The 20,568-nt window shown below is 71.3% G+C and carries 18 protein-coding genes; 6 read left to right on the top strand and 12 right to left on the bottom strand.

The genetic code is table 11. From position 1 onward, the window contains the following. Window positions 1-62 precede the first annotated feature (62 nt). The 3 genes from SLV14N_RS27060 to leuA form a co-directional block, all read right to left on the bottom strand. Window positions 63-770: a TerB family tellurite resistance protein gene (locus SLV14N_RS27060; protein ID WP_093644151.1), complete on the bottom strand. Its 708-nt coding sequence runs from the start codon at window positions 768-770 to the stop codon at window positions 63-65. A 340-nt stretch (window positions 771-1,110) separates the two neighbouring features. Further along, window positions 1,111-2,139, bottom strand: a complete 1,029-nt coding sequence (locus tag SLV14N_RS27055; protein ID WP_263271456.1) for an SGNH/GDSL hydrolase family protein — start codon at window positions 2,137-2,139, stop codon at window positions 1,111-1,113. 186 nt (window positions 2,140-2,325) lie between these two features. Next, window positions 2,326-4,104 (bottom strand): 2-isopropylmalate synthase, encoded by a 1,779-nt coding sequence (gene leuA / locus SLV14N_RS27050; protein ID WP_208684335.1) that lies wholly within the window; start codon window positions 4,102-4,104, stop codon window positions 2,326-2,328. Window positions 4,105-4,430: 326 nt separating this feature from the next. On the opposite strand from leuA, the gene SLV14N_RS27045 reads away from it, so the two are divergent. The 4 genes from SLV14N_RS27045 to SLV14N_RS27030 all read left to right on the top strand — a co-directional run bounded on the left by SLV14N_RS27045 (window position 4,431) and on the right by SLV14N_RS27030 (window position 8,614). After that, window positions 4,431-5,519 (top strand): M4 family metallopeptidase, encoded by a 1,089-nt coding sequence (locus tag SLV14N_RS27045; RefSeq protein WP_263271455.1) that lies wholly within the window; start codon window positions 4,431-4,433, stop codon window positions 5,517-5,519. A gap of 110 nt (window positions 5,520-5,629) precedes the next feature. Then, on the top strand, window positions 5,630-5,896 hold the full coding sequence (locus SLV14N_RS27040; protein ID WP_018088185.1) for a protealysin inhibitor emfourin: 267 nt from the start codon (window positions 5,630-5,632) through the stop codon (window positions 5,894-5,896). A gap of 97 nt (window positions 5,897-5,993) precedes the next feature. After that, complete coding sequence (locus SLV14N_RS27035) at window positions 5,994-7,367, top strand: GH1 family beta-glucosidase (RefSeq protein WP_263271454.1); 1,374 nt, start codon at window positions 5,994-5,996, stop codon at window positions 7,365-7,367. Next, window positions 7,364-8,614, top strand: coding sequence for an MFS transporter (locus SLV14N_RS27030; protein ID WP_208684329.1), 1,251 nt, complete (start codon window positions 7,364-7,366; stop codon window positions 8,612-8,614). Before SLV14N_RS27035 ends, SLV14N_RS27030 begins: the two co-directional genes overlap by 4 nt. A 27-nt stretch (window positions 8,615-8,641) precedes the next feature. Here SLV14N_RS27030 and era read toward each other — a convergent pair whose 3' ends face one another. From era to SLV14N_RS27015, 3 genes are all read right to left on the bottom strand, one after another. Then, entirely contained in the window at window positions 8,642-9,580 is a 939-nt protein-coding gene (gene era, locus SLV14N_RS27025) for a GTPase Era (RefSeq protein WP_042155493.1), read from the bottom strand. Between the two features lie 136 nt (window positions 9,581-9,716). Then, window positions 9,717-10,082 (bottom strand): cytidine deaminase, encoded by a 366-nt coding sequence (locus SLV14N_RS27020; protein WP_208684327.1) that lies wholly within the window; start codon window positions 10,080-10,082, stop codon window positions 9,717-9,719. A gap of 69 nt (window positions 10,083-10,151) precedes the next feature. Beyond that, window positions 10,152-11,042, bottom strand: coding sequence for a helix-turn-helix transcriptional regulator (locus tag SLV14N_RS27015; RefSeq protein ID WP_208684325.1), 891 nt, complete (start codon window positions 11,040-11,042; stop codon window positions 10,152-10,154). A 91-nt stretch (window positions 11,043-11,133) separates the two neighbouring features. On the opposite strand from SLV14N_RS27015, the gene SLV14N_RS27010 reads away from it, so the two are divergent. Further along, window positions 11,134-12,642: an MFS transporter gene (locus SLV14N_RS27010; RefSeq protein WP_263271453.1), complete on the top strand. Its 1,509-nt coding sequence runs from the start codon at window positions 11,134-11,136 to the stop codon at window positions 12,640-12,642. A 249-nt stretch (window positions 12,643-12,891) separates the two neighbouring features. Here the strand turns inward: SLV14N_RS27010 and SLV14N_RS27005 are convergent, their stop codons facing one another. From SLV14N_RS27005 to SLV14N_RS26990, 4 genes are all read right to left on the bottom strand, one after another. Beyond that, window positions 12,892-14,235 (bottom strand): hemolysin family protein, encoded by a 1,344-nt coding sequence (locus tag SLV14N_RS27005; RefSeq protein WP_263271452.1) that lies wholly within the window; start codon window positions 14,233-14,235, stop codon window positions 12,892-12,894. 11 nt (window positions 14,236-14,246) lie between these two features. Further along, entirely contained in the window at window positions 14,247-14,744 is a 498-nt protein-coding gene (ybeY, locus tag SLV14N_RS27000; RefSeq protein ID WP_018088195.1) for an rRNA maturation RNase YbeY, read from the bottom strand. A gap of 95 nt (window positions 14,745-14,839) precedes the next feature. After that, window positions 14,840-15,844 (bottom strand): PhoH family protein, encoded by a 1,005-nt coding sequence (locus tag SLV14N_RS26995; RefSeq protein WP_208684323.1) that lies wholly within the window; start codon window positions 15,842-15,844, stop codon window positions 14,840-14,842. Window positions 15,845-16,045: 201 nt separating this feature from the next. Continuing rightward, complete coding sequence (locus tag SLV14N_RS26990; protein WP_263271451.1) at window positions 16,046-17,191, bottom strand: carbohydrate kinase family protein; 1,146 nt, start codon at window positions 17,189-17,191, stop codon at window positions 16,046-16,048. A gap of 66 nt (window positions 17,192-17,257) precedes the next feature. Between SLV14N_RS26990 and SLV14N_RS26985 the strand changes: the two genes are divergently transcribed. Next, a complete protein-coding gene (locus tag SLV14N_RS26985; RefSeq protein ID WP_263271450.1) occupies window positions 17,258-18,598 on the top strand; it encodes a 6-phospho-beta-glucosidase in 1,341 nt (446 codons plus the stop codon). 237 nt (window positions 18,599-18,835) lie between these two features. Here SLV14N_RS26985 and SLV14N_RS26980 read toward each other — a convergent pair whose 3' ends face one another. Together SLV14N_RS26980 and SLV14N_RS26975 are read right to left on the bottom strand one after the other, a co-directional pair. Continuing rightward, the gene (locus SLV14N_RS26980) at window positions 18,836-19,465 is read right to left on the bottom strand and encodes an MBL fold metallo-hydrolase (RefSeq protein WP_208684318.1); all 630 of its coding nucleotides are present in this window, start codon (window positions 19,463-19,465) and stop codon (window positions 18,836-18,838) included. Next, window positions 19,465-20,550, bottom strand: a complete 1,086-nt coding sequence (locus SLV14N_RS26975; protein ID WP_208684316.1) for an S-(hydroxymethyl)mycothiol dehydrogenase — start codon at window positions 20,548-20,550, stop codon at window positions 19,465-19,467. Before SLV14N_RS26975 ends, SLV14N_RS26980 begins: the two co-directional genes overlap by 1 nt. Window positions 20,551-20,568 lie beyond the last annotated feature (18 nt).

Raw genomic sequence — 20,568 nt, 5'->3', positions numbered from 1 at the left:
TCCCGGTACCCGACCCCGTCACCCCGTTTGGGATGGCGGGGCTTTCCGCCGTTCTCCAGGGCTCAGGACGGCGTACGCGCCGCCGCCAGCAGGCGGTTCGTCTCGGCGGGGCGCAGCATGAGGGCGCTGCCGACCGTGCTCAGCACCTCGCGTTCCGCGGGCGTGTAGGAGCCGTCGGCGAGGGCGATACGGGCGGCCTGGAGGAGGAGGGACTCCCGGCCCGCGGGGGCGAGATGCGGGGCGAGCGGTTCCAGCGCCTCATGGAGCTCTATGGCCAGCGCGGTGCCGCACGGGTCCAGGCCCTGGTGGCCGCAGTGGCCGCCGGTCACCGCGTCATAGGTGCCGGTCAGCCGGCCGGTGTCGGCGGCGAGGGCGGCGAGCAGGGTCAGCAGCTCGTCCTCGGAGCAGTCCGCGAAGCCGGCCGCACGGACCGTGTCGACGGCGGTGTCGCGGACCGCGCGGGAGGAGGTGCCGCCGGCGGCCAGCAGCGCGAGGGTGACGGTGTGGACGGCGTCCCTGAGCATCGCCGAGAAGCGGAGGGTGGTGGGGTGGTCCAGGGCGTCCGGGCCGAAGTGGCCGTGGCAGGCGGAGCACTCCAGGACCGGTCCGGTTGCGCCGCGCGAGAGGAGCGGCAGGCCGAGGAGGGTGAGCCGGCGACGGCCGGTCCGGCGGAGGTAGTTGCGGTCCCCGCCGCAGTCCGGGCAGAAGAACTCGCCATCGGCGACGGTCCGCCAGGACGTGCGCACGCCCATCACACACATCTTGTGCATCACGTCAGCCCTCCGTAACTCACCCGTGCCCCTCCGGACACGGGTGGGGCCCCCAGCGGTAGCTGGGGGAGTACCCCCACGGCCCCCTCGTCGTATGGGACGTGATGTTAGCCACATACGTGATGCGGCGTCAGCACCCCGTACCGGACAACTGGCCGGATGACGAAGGACCCCGCCCCTCCGGAAGGTAGGGGACGGGGCCTATGGACGCCGTGAAGGGCATGGCCATGAGGAGGCGGGCGACGGGTGGGGCGGCTGAGGGGTCCGCTCCTGACGGGGCCCGGCTTGGCCAAAACCGGTGGGGGGTACGGCAGGGGCCGCGCCGGGACCGGTGTCAGTCTTACGGGGTCATCAGCGCCCGGCTCACCTGTCGTGTCTGGTTGTCCAGACCGCGGGCGTTGGGGTGGACGAAGGTGCAGGCCTCACCGGCACCGGGAAGGGAGCGGCACGTCTCGTTCGGCGGGTCGGTCTGGTCGCCGTCACCGGTGAGGTTGTCCTTGATGCCGTACATCCACTTGGCGTCGCCGCTCTCGCACACCCCGTGCGCCGCACTCGGCCCGTAGGTGTCGACATAGCTCGCGGCGTGGTACGCGGCGTGCTTCTCCAGCAGCGCGTTCAGATGCAGTTCGAGGCCGTCGAGCCAGGGCATATCGCCCTTCTTGACGCTGCCGAGCTGGTTCCAGTGCCAGAAACCGCAGCCGGTGTTGTCGGGGACGATGGCCGGGTAGCCCACGACGGCGACCCGGGCGTGCGGTGCGCGCCGGTGGATCACCGTCATCATGCGGGCGAGGTCGGTGTCGAGCCGGGTGAACTGCTCCTCCAGCCAGTCCTCGCCCGCACCGCCGTTGCTGTAGTGGTTGGTACAGGGCCGGAGCTGCAGGGGCTTGGTGGCGCCCAGTTCGAGGCACTTTTTCACGATGGGCCCGAAGCCGAGGGAGTTGCCGCCGATGCCGACGGTCACGTAGTCGGTCTCCGGGGACAACGCGTCGACCTGCGCAGGCAGATCGGACCAGCCGCCCGGGGGCGGGGTGGTCGGCGGCCCGTAGATCTTGGAGGCGGGCTGGGGCGCAAGGACACCGTCGACCACCTCGGCGGCCCCGCAGGTCACATCCGTCAGCTCGTATCCGAGCTGACCGGCCACCTGATGCGGGTAGTTGCGCCCGGAGCGGCCGCAGCCGTCGTGCTCCTCCCAGGGGCGGACGAACACCCCGGCGCTGTACGAGTCGCCGAGCGCCACGTACTCCGGGCGGTCGGCCGTCCGGGCCGGGGCCCCGGATGCCGCCGGGGCGAATGCGGAGGCCACCACGGCGAGCGAGGCAACCGCCGCGACGGCCAGCCGGGAGAGTGCGGGCATGCCATGTCTGCTCATCTGCACGTCCTTGGTGTCCGCGCCGCGGCCTGTCCGACGGGCGCTGATCACCAAACGTACTGAATCACTTACTCACCGTGACAGGCGCGGAGTCCAAACCCCACCTTCAGGTGGCGGGGTCGCACAACGGCGCCCCCGCGGCTCGGTGAGAGCCACGGGGGCGCGGGAGGAGGCGGCCGTGCCGGGTCAGCGGCCCGCGCGGTTCACGGCGGAGACGACGGCCTTCAGTGAGGCGCGCGTGGTGTTGGCGTCGATACCGATGCCCCACAGGACCTTGTCACCGATCGCGCACTCGATGTACGAGGCGGCCAGCGAGGAGGCGCCCTCGCTCATGGTGTGCTCCTGGTAGTCCAGCAGCCGCGCGTCGACGTCGATGCTCTGCAGCGCGTCGAAGAACGCGGAGATCGGGCCGTTGCCGGTGCCGACCAGCACCGTCTCCGCACCGTCCACCTCGGCCTCGACGGTGAGGGTGTCGATGCCGTCCTTGTCGGTGGTGGTCTGGCCGTTCTTGACCTGGATGCGGCCCCACGGGTTCTCGGGGTTGGGCAGGTACTCGTCCTGGAAGGCCGACCAGATGGCGGTCGGCGTGACCTCGCCGCCCTCGGCGTCGGTCTTCTCCTGGATGATCCGGGAGAACTCGATCTGCATCCGGCGCGGCAGTTCCAGCTTGTGGTCGTTCTTCAGGACGTAGGCGATACCGCCCTTGCCGGACTGCGAGTTGACGCGGATGACGGCCTCGTAGGAGCGGCCGACGTCCTTGGGGTCGATGGGCAGGTACGGGACCGCCCACTCGATGTCGTCCACGGTCTTGCCGGCGGCGGCGGCCTCGGCCTCCATGGCGTCGAAGCCCTTCTTGATGGCGTCCTGGTGGGAGCCGGAGAAGGCGGTGTAGACCAGATCGCCCGCGTAGGGGTGGCGCGGGTGGATCTCCATCTGGTTGCAGTACTCGCTCGTGCGACGGATCTCGTCGATCTGCGAGAAGTCGATCTGCGGGTCGACGCCCTGGGAGAACAGGTTCATGCCCAGCGTCACCAGGTCGACATTGCCGGTGCGCTCGCCCTGCCCGAACAGACAGCCCTCGATCCGGTCGGCCCCCGCCATGATCGCCAGCTCGGCGGCGGCGACGGCGGTGCCCCGGTCGTTGTGCGGGTGTACGGACAGGCATACGTGCTCGCGCCGGGACAGGTTGCGCGACATCCACTCGAAGCGGTCGGCGTGGGTGGACGGCGTGGAGCGCTCGACGGTGGCGGGCAGGTTCAGGATGATCTCGCGGCCCTCTTCGGGCTGCCAGACGTCACAGACCGCCTCGCAGACCTCCAGCGCGAAGTCCAGCTCGGTGTCGGTGAAGATCTCGGGGCTGTACTGGTAGCCGAAGATCGTCTCGTCGCCGAGGATCTTGTCGGCGTACTCCATGACCAGCCGGGTGCCGTCCACGGCGATCTGCTTGACCTGCTCCTTCGAGCCGCGGAAGACGACCCGGCGGAAGGTGGGGGCGGTGGCGTTGTACAGGTGCACCGTGGCGCGGTGGGCGCCGCGCAGTGACTCGACGGTGCGCTCGATCAGCTCCTCGCGTGCCTGCGTCAGGACGGAGATCGTCACGTCCTCGGGGATCGCGCCCTCTTCGATGATCGAGCGGACGAACGCGAAGTCCGTCTCCCCGGAGGAGGGGAAGCCGACCTCGATCTCCTTGTAGCCCATGCGCACCAGCAGATCGAACATCTCGCGCTTACGGGCGGGCGACATCGGGTCGATCAGCGCCTGGTTGCCGTCCCGCAGGTCGGTGGAGAGCCAGCGGGGCGCGACGGTGATGCGGTTGTCGGGCCAGGTGCGGTCGGGGATGTCGACCGCTTCGTAGCGGCCGTACTTGTGGACCGGCATCCCGGAGGGCCGCTGCAGCTGCGTCGTGTTGGTGACCGGGGTGGGCCGGCCGACGGCATGACCTGCGGGGCTCGACGGATTCGTCATGGTGCGTAGGGCTCCTCGTGTGTCCGCTGGGGGTCCCCCTGCTCCGGAAGAGCCAGGGAGAGGCCGACGGGGCGATAGATCGCAACACCGAACTCCGCGGGGAGGGGGTCGGCCTACGACTACAGGCCCTCGCCGCGGCAGCTAAGGAGAAGCAGCCCGAAACGCATGATGCACAGCACCCTAGCCGAGGTACGCCCTGTATGGCGGTCGCGTATCAGTATGCGGGACCGGACGGACGTTACGGCCTAAATGCGACCAACCACACTTTTACGGGAATCTTGGACGCAGGCAGTGACAGCGGCATTACAGAGTGCCACCGTTTGTGCATGGACCTCAACGACGCGCAGCCAGATCCCGCCACCTGCCACACGCCCGTCTTCTGCACGATCATCCCGCCGCACATCCTCGACAACCTGGCCCAGTCCGACGACCCGGACCGGCACGAGCCCGCCCGCCGCACCCTGGAGCACGACCACGTACGGCGCACCGAGCGCCGCGCGATCGCCGACCGCGGCGGCCTGACCCCCGGCGAGCCCGGAGCCGGCGCCGACAAGCCGAACCGCACCATCTACGACGCCCGCCACCACGAGGACCTGCCCGGCACGAAGGTGCGCAGCGAATCCGACGGCCCGTCCAAGGACGCCTCCGTCAACCGCGCACACGCCGGCCTGGGCGCCACCTTCGAGCTCTACCTCAAGATCTACGGCCGTAAGTCCATCGACGGCGCCGGACTACCGCTCAACGCGACCGTCCACTACGGGCGGCGGTACGACAACGCCTTCTGGGACGGCGAGCGGATGGTCTTCGGTGACGGCGACAACGACCTGTTCAAGGACTTCACGATCTCGGTCGACGTGATCGGCCACGAGCTCACCCACGGGGTCACCCAGTACACCGCCAACCTCGACTACCAGGGCCAGTCCGGCGCCCTCAACGAGTCGGTCTCCGACGTCTTCGGCGTGCTGATCAAGCAGTACGCCCTCGGGCACACCGCCGACCAGGCCGACTGGCTGATCGGCGCCGACCTGCTCGGCCCGAACGTCACCGGCACCGCCCTGCGCTCGATGAAGGCCCCGGGCACCGCCTACGACGACGACGTCCTCGGCAAGGACCCGCAGCCCGCCGCCATGAAGGACTATGTCCAGACGACCGACGACAACGGCGGCGTGCACATCAACTCCGGTATCCCCAACCACGCCTTCTACCTGGCCGCCACCGCCCTCGGCGGCAAGGCCTGGGAGCGTGCCGGGCAGATCTGGTACGACGTGCTGACCGGCGGCGAGCTCACCAAGACCGCCACGTTCACCGACTTCGCCACCCTCACCGTCAAGGCCGCCCGGACCCGCTTCGGCGCCGGTGACGAGCACGAGGCGATGATCAAGGCCTGGACACAGGTCGGCGTCACCACGAAGTAGCGGCACGACGGTGCGCGGGGCGGGAGGATTCGGCAGCGCCTTCCGCCCCGCGCACGATTACCGTGGCTGTACGGGGTAGGAGTCCGTCGAAGACGTCGGAGGAGTCCGTTATGCGCATTCACGTCCACCGCACCGGAGGCTTTGCGGGCGTCGACCGCCGCGCCGAGATCGACACCTCGGGCCGCCCCGATGCCGACGACTGGCAGGACCTGGCCAAAGAGGCCGTCGCCACCGCCCGCACCGAACCCCCCGTAGGAGTTCCGGACGGCTTCAGCTACCAGATCACGGTCGACGGCCGGACGGTCTACTGCTCCGACCCGCGCCTCACGAAGGAACAGCGGTCACTGATCACGAAGGTGATGAAGGAAGGCGCGTAGGCGCCTCCACGGGGGCACCGCGGGGTCGCTGCCGGGTCAACTCCTGGGCACCACCGCCCTCTTGACACCGTTACCGCCGGTTACAAAGATCCGGCACATGACGAGCGAACCGGTGCCCTGTGCCCTGCCCCGCTTCCCCCATGACTTCGTGTGGGGGGTGTCCACCTCCGCCGCGCAGATCGAGGGGGCGGTGGCGGAGGACGGGCGGGGGCGGTCCGCGTGGGATGTGTTCGCGGCGGAGGCAGGGCGGATCAAGGACGGTTCGGATCCGTGGGTGGCGACCGGCCACTACCACCGCTACCGCGAGGACGTGGGGCTGCTGAAGGAGCTCGGGGTCGGGGCGTACCGGTTCTCGGTGGCCTGGCCGCGGGTGGTGCCGGACGGGAGCGGGCCGGTCAACAAGGCCGGGCTGGACTTCTACGACCGGCTGGTGGACGCGCTGCTGGCGGCGGGCGTCGCCCCGGTGCCGACGCTGTTCCACTGGGACACGCCGCAGGCGCTGGAGGAGGGCGGCGGATGGCTCGTCCGGGACACGGCCGAGAAGTTCGCGGCGTACGCGGACGTGGTGGCGGAGCGGCTCGGGGACCGGGTGGAGCGGTGGATCACGCTCAATGAGCCGGCCGAACTGACCTTGCTGGGCTACGGGCTGGGACAGCATGCGCCGGGGCGCCAGTTGCTGTTCGAGGCGCTGCCGGCGGCACACCATCAGCTGCTGGGGCACGGGCTGGCCGTCCAGGCACTGCGGGCCCGCGGGGCGACGAACATCGGGATCGCCAATTCGCACGGGCCGACATGGACGGCGAGCGCGTCGGAGGCGGACACCGCGGCGGCCGATCTCTATGACCTGCTGCTCAACCGGCTGTTCGCGGAGCCGGTGCTGCTGGGGCGGTATCCGGACGAGGAGCTGGCGGCCCTGCTGCCGGGGCCGGTCGCCGAGGATCTGAAGGTGATCGCGCAGCCGCTGGACTGGTACGGGATCAACTACTACCAGCCGACGCTGGTGGGCGCCCCGGGAGCCGAGGGGACGGGGGCGGCCGACTTCGGCGGGATTCAGCTGCCGCCCGAACTGCCCTTTGCGCCCCAGGAGATCGAAGGGTATCCGCGGACCGACTTCGGCTGGCCGGTGGTGCCGGAGGCGCTCACCGAACTGCTGGTGTCGTTCCAGGAGCGGTACGGCGACCGGCTGCCGCCCGTCGTGATCACCGAGAACGGGTGCTCGTACGAGGGGATCGAGGACGCGGAGCGGATCGCCTTCCTGGACGGGCATCTGCGGGCGCTGCACGCGGCCATGGCGGCCGGGGTGGAGGTGCAGGGGTACTTCGTCTGGTCGCTGATGGACAACTTCGAATGGGCGGAGGGGTACGCCCGGCGGTTCGGGCTGGTGCATGTGGACTTTGCGACGCTGGAGCGGACGCCCAAGGCCTCGTTCCGCTGGCTGCGTGACGCGCTCCGGGAGCAGGCCCGGGGATGAGCCGGCCGACGGCTCCGGAGGCGCTCGCGGAGCCGACGGAGCGGGCCGGGCGCGGGTGGACCGCCTCGCTGTCGCTGGCCAACGGGGCGATCTGGGTCGGGTGGTACGGACCGCTGCAGATCCTGCTCGCCCTGCAGGCCGCGGAGCTCGCCCCGCCGGGCACGGCGAAGGAGTCGGTGCTGGCGTGGGTGACGGGCGCGGGGGCCGCCGTCTCGATGGTGGCCAACCCGCTGTTCGGGGCGCTGTCGGACCGTACGGCCTCGCGGTTCGGGCGGCGCGCCCCGTGGGTCCTCGCGGGGGTGCTGGGCGGGGCCGGGGCGCTGGTGCTGCTGGCCGGGGCGGGCACGGTGCCGGCGATGGCTCTGGGGTGGTGTCTGGTGCAGCTCACCCTCAACGCGGCGTTCGCGGCGATCACGGCGGCGGTGCCCGACCGGGTGCCGCAACGGCAGCGCGGGGCGGTGGGCGGCTGGCTGGGGGCCGCGCAGATTCTCGGGGTGGTGGCCGGGACGGGGCTGGCGACGGTGGCGGGCGGCGTGGTCGCGGGCTATCTCGCCTGTGCCGGATTCGTCGTGCTGGGCGCCCTCCCGTATGTGCTGCTGCACCGGGACCCGGTGCTGCCGGCCGCGCGGCGTCCGGCGCTGACCTGGCGGGCCGTGCTCGCCGGATTCTGGATCAGCCCGCGCCGCCACCCCGATATGGGGTGGGCCTGGCTGACCCGGTTCCTGATCAACCTCGGCAACGCGCTGGCCCTGCTGTACCTGCTGTACTACCTGCGGGATGTGCTGCACCGTCCGGACCCGGACGGCGGGGTGCTGGTGCTGACCGCCGTCAACGCCGTCACCCTGCTCGGCACCGTCGTCGTCGGGGGCCTCTGGTCGGACCGGGTCGGCCGCCGGCAGCCGTTCGTGCTGGGGGCGGGGGTGATCATGACGGCCGCGACCGGACTGCTCGCCGGGTGGCAGACCTGGCCGGGCGCGCTGTGCGCCGCGGCGCTGCTCGGGGTCGGCTTCGGCGTCTTCACGTCCGTCGACTTCGCGCTGATGACGGAGGTGCTGCCGGCCGCCGCCCACCGCGGCAAGGACATGGGCCTGATCAACGTCGCCAACGCGCTGCCGCAGGTGGCCGCCCCGGCACTGGCCGCGCCGATCGTGCAGCACCTCGGCGGCTACCGGGTGCTGTACTGCGTCGCGGCGGCCATCGGGCTGCTGGGGGCGCTGCTGGTACGCAGGATCCGGGGCGTGGCCTAGGTGTATTGACCTGGGGCCGGAGCGGGCTCAGAAGCCCAGCTTGCGCAGCTGCTTCGGGTCGCGCTGCCAGTCCTTGGCGACCTTGACGTGCAGATCCAGGAAGACGGGCGTGCCCAGCAGAGCCTCGATGTGCTTGCGGGACTTCATGCCGACCTCCTTCAGCCGCTTGCCCTTGGGGCCGATGATGATGCCCTTCTGGCTGGGGCGCTCGATGTAGACATTGGCGTGGATGTCGAGGAGCGGCTTGTCGGCGGGGCGGTCCTCGCGCGGGAGCATCTCCTCGACGACCACCGCGATGGAGTGCGGCAGCTCGTCGCGGACGCCCTCCAGCGCGGCCTCGCGGATCAGCTCGGCGACCATGACCTGCTCGGGCTCGTCGGTGAGGTCGCCCTCGGGGTAGAGCGGCGGGCTCTCGGGGAGCATCGGGACCAGCAGGTCCGCGAGCAGGGACACCTGGGCGTCACCGACCGCGGAGACCGGGATGATCTCGGCCCACTCGATGCCCAGCTCCTTGCCGAGCTGGTCGATGGCGATGAGCTGGGCGGCCAGTGCCTTGTTGTCGACCAGGTCGGTCTTGGTGACGATGGCGACCTTGGGGGTCTTCTTGATGTCGGCCAGCTCACCGGCGATGTAGCGGTCGCCGGGGCCGATCTTCTGGTCGGCGGGCAGACAGAAGCCGATGACATCGACCTCGGACCAGGTGGTGCGGACGACATCGTTCAGCCGCTCACCCAGCAGTGTGCGCGGTTTGTGCAGACCAGGGGTGTCGACGAGGACCAGCTGGGCCTCGGGGCGGTGCACGATGCCGCGGACCGTGTGGCGGGTGGTCTGCGGGCGGTTGGAGGTGATGGCCACCTTCGTGCCGACGAGCGCGTTCGTCAGGGTCGACTTGCCCGCGTTGGGGCGGCCGACGAAGCAGGCGAAGCCCGCGCGGTGCGCGGCGGAGGACTCGGTACGAACGCTCATGGCGCCCATTCTCCCCGATCCCGGGCGCGTCTCCGACCACCCCGGCCCGGAGACGGCGGTGGGTGGGCGCGGACGGCCCGGGGCGGCCCTCCGGTGCCGGCGGGCCGCCCCGTACGCCGTCGTACGGCCTTCCGGCTCAGGCCGGGGTGCCGCCCGCCGGGACGGTGCTGCGCAGGGTGCCGTCGAGGCCCGCGACCAGCACCGGCGTCTCGGGGCCGCCGAGGTCCCGTACGGCCGCGCGGTCGGCGTCGGTGGCGCGCTCGGCCTCGGTGACCACGGCCGCGGCCTCCAGGGACGTCGCCCCGCTGGCGACGGCCATGGCGACGGCCGTCTGCAGCGCGCTGAGCCGCAGCGAGTCCAGGGCGACGGTGCCCGCGACATAGGTGCGGCCGGTCTCGTCGCGGACGGCGGCGCCCTCGGGCACGCCGTTACGGGCCCGCGCCGAGCGCGCGAGCGTGATGATCTTGCGGTCTTCGGGGTCCAGCGGTGCGGCTTCGCTCATACGGGCGAGCATATGCGGGGCGGCGGAGGACGGCGGCAAGGGGCGGCGGCCCTGCCCTGCCCCGGGTCGTCAGCCCGCGACCGAGGACATCCCGCCGCGCCGGCCCTCCGGAGAGGTCAGCCACTCCAGCTTGGCCGCGGTGTCCGTCTCCGGGCGCGGATGGTGCAGCACGATGTTGAGATCGGGGCGGACCGGGACCCGCAGCTGGGTGGTCTCGAAGAGCAGGGCGCCGACGAGCGGATGGTCCATCTCCTTGTGGAGCTGGCCGCCGTCCTGCACATCGCCGCGCCCCCACAGCTCGGTAAACTCCTCGCTGAGCTCGGAGGCCTCGCGGACCACCTCGTCGAAGCCCTCGTCACCGGGCCGCGCCGACCATGCGGCACGGTACTGCGCCACGATCAAGGGGGCGTTCGCCTCCCAACTCGCCGCCCGCGCACGGTAGACGGGGTCGGTGAAGAAGGCGATCAGGCAGTTCGGCGAGACACCGGGGCGGCCGTGGCCGAGCACCAGATGCGCCGCGTCGTTGTGAGCGATGGTGTTCCAGTACGGGTCCATGATGTGCGCCGGGTACGGCATCCAGGCGTCGATCAGCCGCTGCAGGCCCGCGCAGACATCGGTGAGTCCCAGCTCCTCGGCGTCCTGCCGCAGCGGCGGGTTCAGGCCCGCCAGGACGTACAGATGCCGGCGCTCGGCGCCGCTGAGCCGCAGGACCCGGGCGACCGCGTCCAGCACCTGCGGCGAGACGGTGATGTCGCGGCCCTGCTCCAGCCACTGGTACCAGGACGCGCCGACCCCGGCCAGGACGGCGACCTCCTCGCGGCGCAGGCCCGGGGTGCGGCGGCGGCCGCCGTCCGGCAGACCCGCCTCGGCGGGGGTGACCCGGGCGCGACGGCTCCGGAGGAAGTCGCGCAGATCCTGGCGCCGGCGCGCGGTGTCCCGGGTGGCTGTGTACGAGGCCACGTGTTTCCCCCTGTGTGCCGTGGCTGGTGGTGCGGACACCACGATAAGTTCCCGCTCCCCACTCGGTATTCCGGGGCCGCAGCCTCTTCCCATGCCGATAACCGACACCGCTGTTGCCCCCGATACACCGACGGCCGCAGCCACCGCACCGGCCGCCGCCCCCGCCGACGCACGGATGACCCCGCGCGCCAAGCTCATCCTGCTGCTCCTGTGCGGCGCGCAATTCATCATCGCGCTGGACTTCTCCATCCTGAATGTGGCGCTTCCCGTGCTCGGCAGGGATCTGGGGATGGACCAGGCCGATCTGCAGTGGGCGGTCACCGCGTTCGCCCTGCCCTCCGGCGGTTTCCTGCTGCTGTCCGGCCGGATCGCCGATCTCTACGGGCGGCGCCGGCTGTTCCTCATCGGGCTCGGGCTGTTCACCGCGGCCTCGGTGCTGACCGCGCTGGCCTGGTCCCCGGCGGCCTTCCTGGCCGGGCGGGCGCTGCAGGGCCTCGGCGCGGCGATCATCGTGCCCACCGGAATGTCGCTGCTCACCACCACCTTCGCCGAGGGCCCGCAGCGCGAGCGCGCGCTGGGCATCAGCGGCACCGTGCTCTCGCTGGGTTTCACCATCGGCATGGTGCTGGGCGGGGTGATGACCGATGCGCTGGGCTGGCGCTCCACCATGGGCCTGCTGTCCGTGGCCGGGGTGGCCGTCCTCGCGGCGGCGCCGCTGCTGCTGACCGAGCCCCTCCCCCATAGCCCTGAACGGGCCATGGGAGGTGCCCCCATCCCCCAGCGGCCGCGGATCGATGTGCCCGGCGCGGTCACCGTCACCGGCGGGCTGCTGTCGCTGATCTACGCCCTGTCGACCGCGGCCGAGCAGGGCTTCGGCCGCCCGGACGTGCTGGTGACACTGATCGTGGGGGCGGGGCTGCTGGCCGCGTTCGTGCGGGTGGAGTCGCGGGCCGAGCAGCCGCTGGTGTCGCTGCCGATGCTGCGCCGCCGGACCGTCGCCTGGGGCAATCTGGCGGGCCTGGTGACCTTCGCGATGATGAGCGCCGTCATCTTCCTGCTGACCCTCTACCTCCAGGAAGTGCTGCGGCTGTCCGCGTTCCACACCGGTCTGGTCTTCGGGGTGCAGGGTGTGGTCTCGGCGTGCGCCGGCCTCGTCGCGCCGAAGGTCATCGGCCGGCTCGGCGCCCGCCGCACCCTGCTGACCGGGCTGCTGCTGCAGGCCGGTTTCACGGCCGCGCTGCTGGGGCTGGGCACCGGCACGGGGATGTGGCTGGCCCTGACCGGGGTGACCCTCGCCGGCCTCGGCCACCTGTGGGCGATCATCTCCTACGGCGTGACCGCCACCTCCGGGGTGCCGGACGCCGAGCAGGGCCTGGCCACCGGGCTGGTCACCAGCTCGCAACAGGTGGGCCTCACCGTCGGCATTCCGCTGCTGAGCGCGGTCGCCTCGGCGCATATCGCCGCGCTGCGAGCGGACGGCAGCGGCTTCGCCGAGGCCACTCTCGGTGGCATCAAGCTGGGACTGGGCCTGGACGCGGCGCTGGTCGCGCTGGTCGCGCTGCTGGTGGCGGCCGGGCTGCGGACGACGCGCCGCCGCTGAGGAAGAAGGTGGTTGCCCCGGTCCCCCGTCGCCGGGGCAACCTGCGTTACAAGATTTCTCTCACGCATTGCGGCCGCGTGTTTGCGACCGCTTGAAGATCCTTCCATGGCGCCCACCGCGGAATCCAGCTCCCCCGGATATGGCTTGCAGAACATTTCTGCTGCACTGGAGATAAGTAACCGCCCGGAGCGCGACAGCGGGAAATATTCCCGACTTCACCAGGAATTACGCGCCGAATTCCCCGGATGTTCAGCCGGCGGAGCGGCCGCCCGCGGACGGCTCCTCGGCGGCGCTCGCGCCCGCCGGGCGCACCGGCTCGCACAGCACCGTAATGATCTTGTTGCGGCGGCCGGCCGGGGACTCCGCGGTCAGCCGCAGCGCCTTCAGGGCCGGGTCGGAGGCGTCGTCGGAGAGATCGACCTCGGCGGTGGCCCCGGCGATCGGGACCCGGCCGAGGAGCTTGGCGAGCAGTCCGCCGACCGTTTCGACGTCCTCGTCGTCCAGCTCGGCCAGGCCGTACAGCTCGCCGAGGTCGCCGATGTCCAGCCGGGAGGTGACGCGATAGCGGCCGTCACCGAGTTCCTCGACGGGCGGCAGTTCCCGGTCGTATTCGTCGGTGATCTCGCCGACGATCTCTTCCAGAATGTCCTCGATCGTGACAATGCCGGCCGTGCCGCCGTATTCATCGATCACCACCGCGACATGATTGCGGTCCTGCTGCATTTCGCGCAGCAGATCACCGGCATTCTTGGTGTCGGGCACGAAAACGGCGGGGCGCATGGCCGTGGAGACCAGCTCGGTCTCGGCGTCGCGGCTGATGTGGACCTTACGGGCCAGGTCCTTGAGGTAGACGACGCCGACGATGTCGTCCTCGTTCTCGCCGGTCACCGGGATACGGGAGAAGCCGGAGCGCAGGGCAAGCGTCAGCGCTTGGCGGATGGTCTTGAACCGCTCGACGGCGACCAGATCCGTGCGCGGCACCATCACCTCACGGACGAGGGTGTCGCCGAGCTGGAAGACGGAGTGCACCATCCGGCGCTCCTCGTCCTCGATCAGCGACTCCTTCTCCGCGAGGTCCACCAGGGAACGCAGCTCGGCCTCGGAGGCGAACGGGCCCTTGCGGAAGCCCTTGCCGGGAGTGAGGGCGTTGCCGAGGAGGATCAGCAGCTGCGGGATGGGGCCCATGATCCGGGCCAGCGGCAGCAGGACGTAGGCCGCGGCGGTGGCGGTGTTCAGCGGGTGCTGACGGCCGATCGTCCGCGGGGAGACCCCGACAGCGACATAGGAGACCAGCACCATCACGGCGATGGCGACGGTCAGCGCCTCCCAGGTCTCGTCGAAGGAGCGCAGACAGGCGTAGGTCACCAGGACCCCGGCGGCCATCTCGCAGCCGACCCGCACCAGCAGGGCGACATTGAGATAGCGGGTGGGGTCGGCGGCGACGGCGGCGAGCTTGGCGCTGCCGCGGCGGCCGGAGCGGACGGCTTCCTCGGCCCGGAAGCTGGTCGTCCGGGCCAGGCCGGCCTCCGCGCAGGCGGCGAGCCAGGCGATCACGACGAGCAGGACCGCGACCGCGATCAGCTGGGTGGTCATCGGCTGTCCCGTCAGGTCACGGTGGGGGCCGGAGAGGGGCCGGTCAGACCCCGCTCGGCGCGCCAGCCGTCGATGATCGCCGCCTGCAGACCGAACATCTCGGCCTTCTCGTCCGGCTCCTCGTGGTCGTAGCCGAGGAGGTGGAGCACCCCGTGGACGGTGAGCAGCTGCAGCTCCTCGTCCATGCTGTGCCCGGTCGGCGCCTCCTCGCCCTGCTTCTTGGCGACCTCGGGGCAGAGCACGATGTCACCGAGGAGGCCCTGCGGGGGCTCCTCGTCGTCCTTGGCCGGCGGACGCAGCTCGTCCATCGGGAAGGACATGACATCGGTCGGTCCCGGCAGGTCCATCCACTGGAGGTGGAGCTGCTCCATGGCCTCGGCGTCCACGACGATCACGGACAGCTCGGAGAGCGGGTGGATGCGCATCCGGGCGACGGAGTAGCGGGCGACATCCAGGATGGCCTGCTCGTCGATCTCCGTGCCGGACTCGTTGTTGACGTCGATGGACATGGGGGCGTTGCTTCTCGCTTCTCGGGCCCGGCCCGATGGTTGCTGGGACCGCGGGTCGTGCGCCCGGCCGGCCGGGGCGGCCGGCCGGGCGGGGCTCACGAGCCGTTGCGGCTGTCGTACTTCTCGTAGGCGTCGACGATACGGCCGACGAGCTTGTGCCGGACCACGTCCTGGCTGGTGAGCAGGGAGAAATGCACATCGTCGACGCCGTCCAGGATCTCCCGGACCTGGCGCAGACCGCTCTTCGTCCCGCCCGGGAGGTCGACCTGGGTGACATCGCCGGTGATGACGATCTTCGAGTCGAATCCGAGGCGGGTGAGGAACATCTTCATCTGCTCGGGGTTCGTGTTCTGCGCCTCGTCGAGGATGATGAACGCGTCATTGAGCGTCCGGCCGCGCATGTACGCCAGCGGGGCGACCTCGATCGTCCCGGCAGCCATCAGCCGCGGAATCGAGTCGGGGTCGAGCATGTCGTGCAGCGCGTCGTAGAGCGGGCGCAGATAGGGGTCGATCTTCTCGTAGAGCGTGCCGGGCAGGAAGCCGAGCCGCTCACCGGCCTCGACGGCGGGGCGGGTCAGGATGATGCGGTTGACCTGCTTGGCCTGCAGTGCCTGCACGGCCTTGGCCATCGCGAGGTAGGTCTTGCCGGTGCCGGCCGGGCCGATGCCGAACACGACGGTGTGCTTGTCGATGGCGTCGACATAGCGCTTCTGGTTGAGGGTCTTGGGCCGGATCGTACGACCACGGTTGGAGAGGATGTTCTGGGTGAGCACCTCGGCGGGTGTCTCACTCTCCGCGCCCTCGCCGTCCTCCGCCGCGCGCAGCATGGCGATGGACCGTTCCACTGCGTCCTCCGTCATCGGTTGTCCGGTGCGGAGCACCAGCATCATCTCGTCGAAAAGGCGCTGGATGAGGGCCACTTCCCGGGCGTCACCGACAGCGCTGACCTCGTTGCCCCGGACGTGGATGTCGGTCGCCGGAAAGGCTTTCTCGATCACGCGCAGTAGGGAATCACCGGATCCCAGGACCGTCACCATCGGGTGCTTGGCCGGGACGGTGAACTGGGCGCGCGCCTGCGGTTGCGTGGGTGTCTGAGTCATAGGGCGGCTCGGTGGCCTGCTCAACCCCATCCTTTGCTCATAAGAAGTGCCTGCCTGCACTCGACTCCTTGGGATACAAGAGTACGACGGAGCACTGACGAGCCCGAGGGCTTTTCCTGCCGGGACAGGAACGCCGGGGACGCGCCGCCCGGCCCCCGGGGCGGGGCCTGCCGGGGGCGCCGGGCCCGGCCCCGCGGCGGCTCAGGCCGGGCGGCGGAAGCCGATCGTGGGGACGGCGCGGGCCAGCGGGGCGGGCCGGTAGGCCGCGGGGAGCACCTCGTCCAGAAAGGCGTACGGGCGGCGCAGCACGCCCGGTGCGCCCGCCTCACAGGCCCGCACCTGCTGCCACCAGGCGGCGATCTCGGCCCAGCCCGGCGCCGACAGCGAGCCGCCGAATTCCTGCACGGACAGCGCGGCGCACAGCCCCGCGAAGGCGAGCCGGTCGGCCAGCGGCCAGTCGGCCAGGGTGCCGGTGACGAATCCGGCGACGAAGACATCGCCGGCGCCAGTCGGGTCCAGGGCCTCCACGGCGATCGCGGGCACCTCAGCGCTCTCACCGGTCCGCCCGTCCACCGCGTAGGCGCCCTCCGAACCCAGCGTGACCACCGCGAGCGGCACCAGATCGGCGAGCTTGCGGGCCGCGGCGCGCGGGCAGTCCGTCCGGGTGTAGCGCATCGCCTCCTCCGCGTTGGGCAGGAAGGCCTCGCAGTGCTCCAGGTCGGCGAGGTCGGCCGGGTCCCAGCGGCCGCTGTCGTCCCAGCCCACGTCCGCGAAGATGCGGCTGCCGCGGCCCGCCGCGCAGCCCAGCCAGCCCTCCCGCCGGCCCGGGACCAGCGAGGCGATGCAGGCACGGGACGGCGGCGGGCAGCCGGGGGCGTGCTTGCCGTCGAAGGCGAAATCGGGCGGGGGCGCCTCGTGGCCGTGCGAGACCATCGTGCGCTCGCCCTCGTAGGCCATGGAGACGGTGACCGGGGAGTGCCAGCCGGGGACGGTGCGCGACAGCGCCAGGTCGATGCCCTCGCCCTGTGCGAGCGCCTCCCAGCAGTACTCCCCGTAGTGGTCGTCGCCGAACGCCGCGGCCAGCGAGGTGCGCAGCCCGAGCCGGGCCAGCGCGGTGGCCATGTTGGCGACGCCGCCGGGACTGGAGCCCATACCGCGGGCCCAGGACTCGGTGCCGCGGACCGGTGCGGAATCCAGGCCGGTGAAGATGATGTCCAGGAAGACCGTGCCGGTGAGGTAGACGTCGGTGGGCGGATCGCCGTCGGCGCGCACCCTGGCCAGCGGATCGAGGGCGGCCGGCACCACAGCCGGGCCGGCGGGCGGAGGGTCTTCGCGTCGGCTGCTCACCGTGCTCGCTCCTCTCGTATCGGCACGTGCCGCCAGTGTGCCTGATGCTGCGGTACGTTCCGCCCCATGAGGCTCACGATTCTGGGCGGGGGCGGTTTCCGGGTGCCGCTGGTCTACCGCGCCCTGCTGGACGACCCGGGCCGCGCCGTCTCCGAGGTGGTGCTGCACGACACCGATCCGCGCCGGGTGGCGGTGATCGCCGAGGTCCTGGCGCGGCTGGCCCAGGGGCATCCGGCGCCGGTGCCCGTACGGGTCGCGGACGGTCTGGACGACGCGCTGGAGGGCGCGGGCTTCGTCTTCTCGGCGATCCGGGTGGGCGGCACTGCGGGCCGGATCCGCGACGAACGGATCCCGCTGTCCCAGGGCGTGCTCGGCCAGGAGACGGTCGGCGCGGGCGGTGTCCTCTACGGCCTGCGGACGATCCCGGTGGCGCTGCACATCGCCGAACGGGCCGCGGCGCTCGCCCCGGGGGCCTGGGTCATCAACTTCACCAACCCCGCGGGCATGGTCACCGAGGCGATGTCCCAGGTACTCGGCGACCGCGTCATCGGGATCTGTGATTCGCCGGTGGGGCTGGTGCGCCGGGCGGCGCGGGCTGCCGGTGCGGACCCGGCGGCCGTCGGGGACCCGGACCGGGCCGGATACGACTATGTGGGGCTCAACCACCTCGGCTGGCTGCGGTCGTTGACGCTGGACGGCACCGAGCTGCTGCCGGGGCTGCTCGCCGACGACGCCGCGCTGGGGTCCTTCGAGGAGGGCCGGCTGTTCGGCGGGGACTGGCTGCGGACCCTGGGCGCGCTGCCGAACGAGTATCTGCACTACTACTACTTCCGCCGCGAAACCCTCGACTCCGTACGGGACACCCGGGAGACCCGCGGCGAATTCCTCGACCAGCAGCAGGGCAGCTTCTTCACGCGGGCAGCGGCGGCCGGCGGCCCGGACGCGGTGTATGCGCTGTGGGAGCGGGCCCGGCTGGAGCGCGAGGAGACGTATATGGCGCACAGCCGGGAGGCCAGTGGCGGCTGGCAGCGCGACAGCCACGATCTGGAGGGCGGCGGCTACGACCGGGTGGCGCTGGCGTTGATGCACGCCATCCTGGGCAACAGCGGCAGCCGGCTGATCCTCAATGTCCGCAACGGGACGACGGTGCCGCAGCTGGCGCCGGACGCGATCGTGGAGACGGTGTGCGAGGTGAGCGCGCAGGGCGCCAGGCCGCTGCCCTGTGCGCCGCTGCGGGAGGACCAGCTGGGCCTGATGTTGCAGGTCAAGGCGGTGGAGCGGGCGACCGTGGAGGCCGCGGTGTTCAAGGACCGGGGCGCCGCGCTACGGGCGCTGGCGCTCCATCCGCTGGTGGACTCCCCCGCGGTGGCCGCCCGCATTCTGGAACGGGCGGCCAAGGAGGCGTGAGGTTATGGGGGCGTGCTGTCACCGGGGCGTGCTGTCACGGGGGCGTGCTGTCACGGAAATACCCTCCGCCCCCGCCGCGTTGTGGCCCCGCAGGGGGCGCCTGCAACCCCTACGGGATGTGTGCGACCGCGCCTTAGTGGCCGCACCGCCCTGGTGGCCGCGCTTGCGTAGTGCCCGCGCTTGCCCCAGTGGCCGCACCCCAGCCAGCCGCGTCACCAACCTCTCCGGACAACACACCTAGTGCCCGCGCTTGATCCACTCCTCCAGGTGCGGGGCCTCCGTCCCGATCGTCGTCGGATCACCGTGTCCGGTGCGGACCTCCGTCTCCGGCGGCAGGGTCAGCAGCCGGTCCCGGATCGAGGCGACGATCGTCGGGAAGTCCGAGAAGGACCGGCCGGTGGCGCCGGGGCCGCCCTGGAAGAGGGTGTCGCCAGTGAAGACGGTGCGCAGCTCGGGCGCGTGGAGGCAGACCGCGCCGGGGGCGTGCCCCGGGGTGTGCAGCACGGTCAGGTCCGTACCGGCGATGGTCAGCACCTGACCGTCCGCCAGCTCCGCGTCCGGTGGGGTGCCCGGGTGGGTCATCTTCCACAACGGCAGGTCGGCGGGGTGCAGATGGATACGGGCGCCGGTGCGGGAGGCCAGCGCCGGGGCCGCGTCGATGTGGTCGTTGTGCCCATGGGTGCAGATGATCGCGCGCAGCGTCCGGCCGCCGAGGGCCGCGAGGATGGCGTCGGCGTCATGGGCGGCGTCGATGACGATCGCCTCGTCGTCGTCACCGACGATCCAGACGTTGTTGTCGACGTCCCAGGTGCCGCCGTCGAGGGAGAAGGTGCCGGACGTGACCAGGTGGTCGATGCGGACCGCCATCAGAGCATCACCACCGAACGCAGCACGTCGCCCGCGTGCATCCGCTCGAAGGCCTGCTCCACGTCGTCGATGCCGATGGTCTCGGTGACGAACGCCCCCAGGTCGATCCGGCCCTGCAGATGCAGATCGACCAGCATCGGGAAGTCGCGGGAGGGCAGACAGTCGCCGTACCAGGAGGACTTGAGGGCGCCGCCGCGGCCGAAGACGTCCAGGAGGGGGAGTTCCAGGGTCATGTCCGGGGTGGGGACGCCCACCAGGACGACGGTCCCGGCCAGGTCGCGGGCGTAGAACGCCTGCCGGTAGGTCTCCGGGCGGCCGACCGCGTCGATGACGACATCCGCCCCGAAACCGCCGGTCAGTTCGCGGACCGCCTCGACGGGGTCGGTGGAGCGGGAGTTGACCGTATGGGTGGCGCCCATGGAGCGCGCGGTCTCCAGTTTGCGGTCGTCGATGTCCACCGCAATGATCTTGGCCGCGCCGGCCAGCCGGGCTCCCATCACGGCCGCGCCGCCGACGCCGCCGCAGCCGATGACCGCGACCGAGTCGCCCCGTGCGACACCGCCGGTGTTGAGGGCGGCGCCGATGCCCGCCATCACCCCGCAGCCCAGCAGGCCGGCCGCCGCGGGCGCGATCTCCGGGCTGACCTTGGTGCACTGTCCGGCGGCGACCAGCGTCTTGTCGGCGAAGGCGCCGATGCCCAGCGCCGGGCTCAGCTCAGTGCCGTCCTTCAGCGTCATCTTCTGCCGGGCGTTGTGGGTGTCGAAGCAGTACTGGGGGCGCCCGCGCAGACATGCCCGGCACTGGCCGCACACCGCCCGCCAGTTGAGGACGACGAAGTCGCCGGGCGCCACATCGGTGACACCGGAGCCGACCGACTCCACCACGCCGGACGCCTCGTGCCCGAGCAGGAACGGGAAGTCGTCGTTGATGCCGCCCTGCTTGTAGTGCAGATCGGTGTGGCACACCCCGCACGCCTGGATCTTCACCACGGCCTCGCCGGGACCCGGGTCCGGCACCAGGATGGTCTCCAGCCGGACCGGTTCGTTCTTCCCCGGCGCAATCACGCCGCGCACTTCCTGTGCCATCGGGACAGCCCCTTTCAA

It is taken from the genome of Streptomyces sp. Je 1-4 4N24, from assembly GCF_026239515.1.
Lineage (GTDB): Bacteria > Actinomycetota > Actinomycetes > Streptomycetales > Streptomycetaceae > Streptomyces > Streptomyces nigrescens.
This window is presented reverse-complemented; position numbering and strand designations above follow the sequence as displayed.

What these genes read in the sequence shown, in the direction of transcription:
- SLV14N_RS26985 (WP_263271450.1), top strand. Translation starts at nt 17,258, where the DNA reads ATGAGGCTCACGATTCTGGGCGGGGGCGGTTTCCGGGTGCCGCTGGTC.
- SLV14N_RS27005 (WP_263271452.1), bottom strand. Translation starts at nt 14,235, where the DNA reads ATGACCACCCAGCTGATCGCGGTCGCGGTCCTGCTCGTCGTGATCGCC.
- SLV14N_RS27030 (WP_208684329.1), top strand. Translation starts at nt 7,364, where the DNA reads ATGAGCCGGCCGACGGCTCCGGAGGCGCTCGCGGAGCCGACGGAGCGG.
- SLV14N_RS27035 (WP_263271454.1), top strand. Translation starts at nt 5,994, where the DNA reads ATGACGAGCGAACCGGTGCCCTGTGCCCTGCCCCGCTTCCCCCATGAC.
- SLV14N_RS27055 (WP_263271456.1), bottom strand. Translation starts at nt 2,139, where the DNA reads ATGAGCAGACATGGCATGCCCGCACTCTCCCGGCTGGCCGTCGCGGCG.
- SLV14N_RS26995 (WP_208684323.1), bottom strand. Translation starts at nt 15,844, where the DNA reads ATGACTCAGACACCCACGCAACCGCAGGCGCGCGCCCAGTTCACCGTC.
- era (WP_042155493.1), bottom strand. Translation starts at nt 9,580, where the DNA reads ATGAGCGTTCGTACCGAGTCCTCCGCCGCGCACCGCGCGGGCTTCGCC.
- ybeY (WP_018088195.1), bottom strand. Translation starts at nt 14,744, where the DNA reads ATGTCCATCGACGTCAACAACGAGTCCGGCACGGAGATCGACGAGCAG.
- SLV14N_RS27040 (WP_018088185.1), top strand. Translation starts at nt 5,630, where the DNA reads ATGCGCATTCACGTCCACCGCACCGGAGGCTTTGCGGGCGTCGACCGC.
- SLV14N_RS27020 (WP_208684327.1), bottom strand. Translation starts at nt 10,082, where the DNA reads ATGAGCGAAGCCGCACCGCTGGACCCCGAAGACCGCAAGATCATCACG.
- SLV14N_RS27060 (WP_093644151.1), bottom strand. Translation starts at nt 770, where the DNA reads ATGCACAAGATGTGTGTGATGGGCGTGCGCACGTCCTGGCGGACCGTC.
- SLV14N_RS26975 (WP_208684316.1), bottom strand. Translation starts at nt 20,550, where the DNA reads ATGGCACAGGAAGTGCGCGGCGTGATTGCGCCGGGGAAGAACGAACCG.
- SLV14N_RS26980 (WP_208684318.1), bottom strand. Translation starts at nt 19,465, where the DNA reads ATGGCGGTCCGCATCGACCACCTGGTCACGTCCGGCACCTTCTCCCTC.
- leuA (WP_208684335.1), bottom strand. Translation starts at nt 4,104, where the DNA reads ATGACGAATCCGTCGAGCCCCGCAGGTCATGCCGTCGGCCGGCCCACC.
- SLV14N_RS27010 (WP_263271453.1), top strand. Translation starts at nt 11,134, where the DNA reads ATGCCGATAACCGACACCGCTGTTGCCCCCGATACACCGACGGCCGCA.
- SLV14N_RS27045 (WP_263271455.1), top strand. Translation starts at nt 4,431, where the DNA reads ATGGACCTCAACGACGCGCAGCCAGATCCCGCCACCTGCCACACGCCC.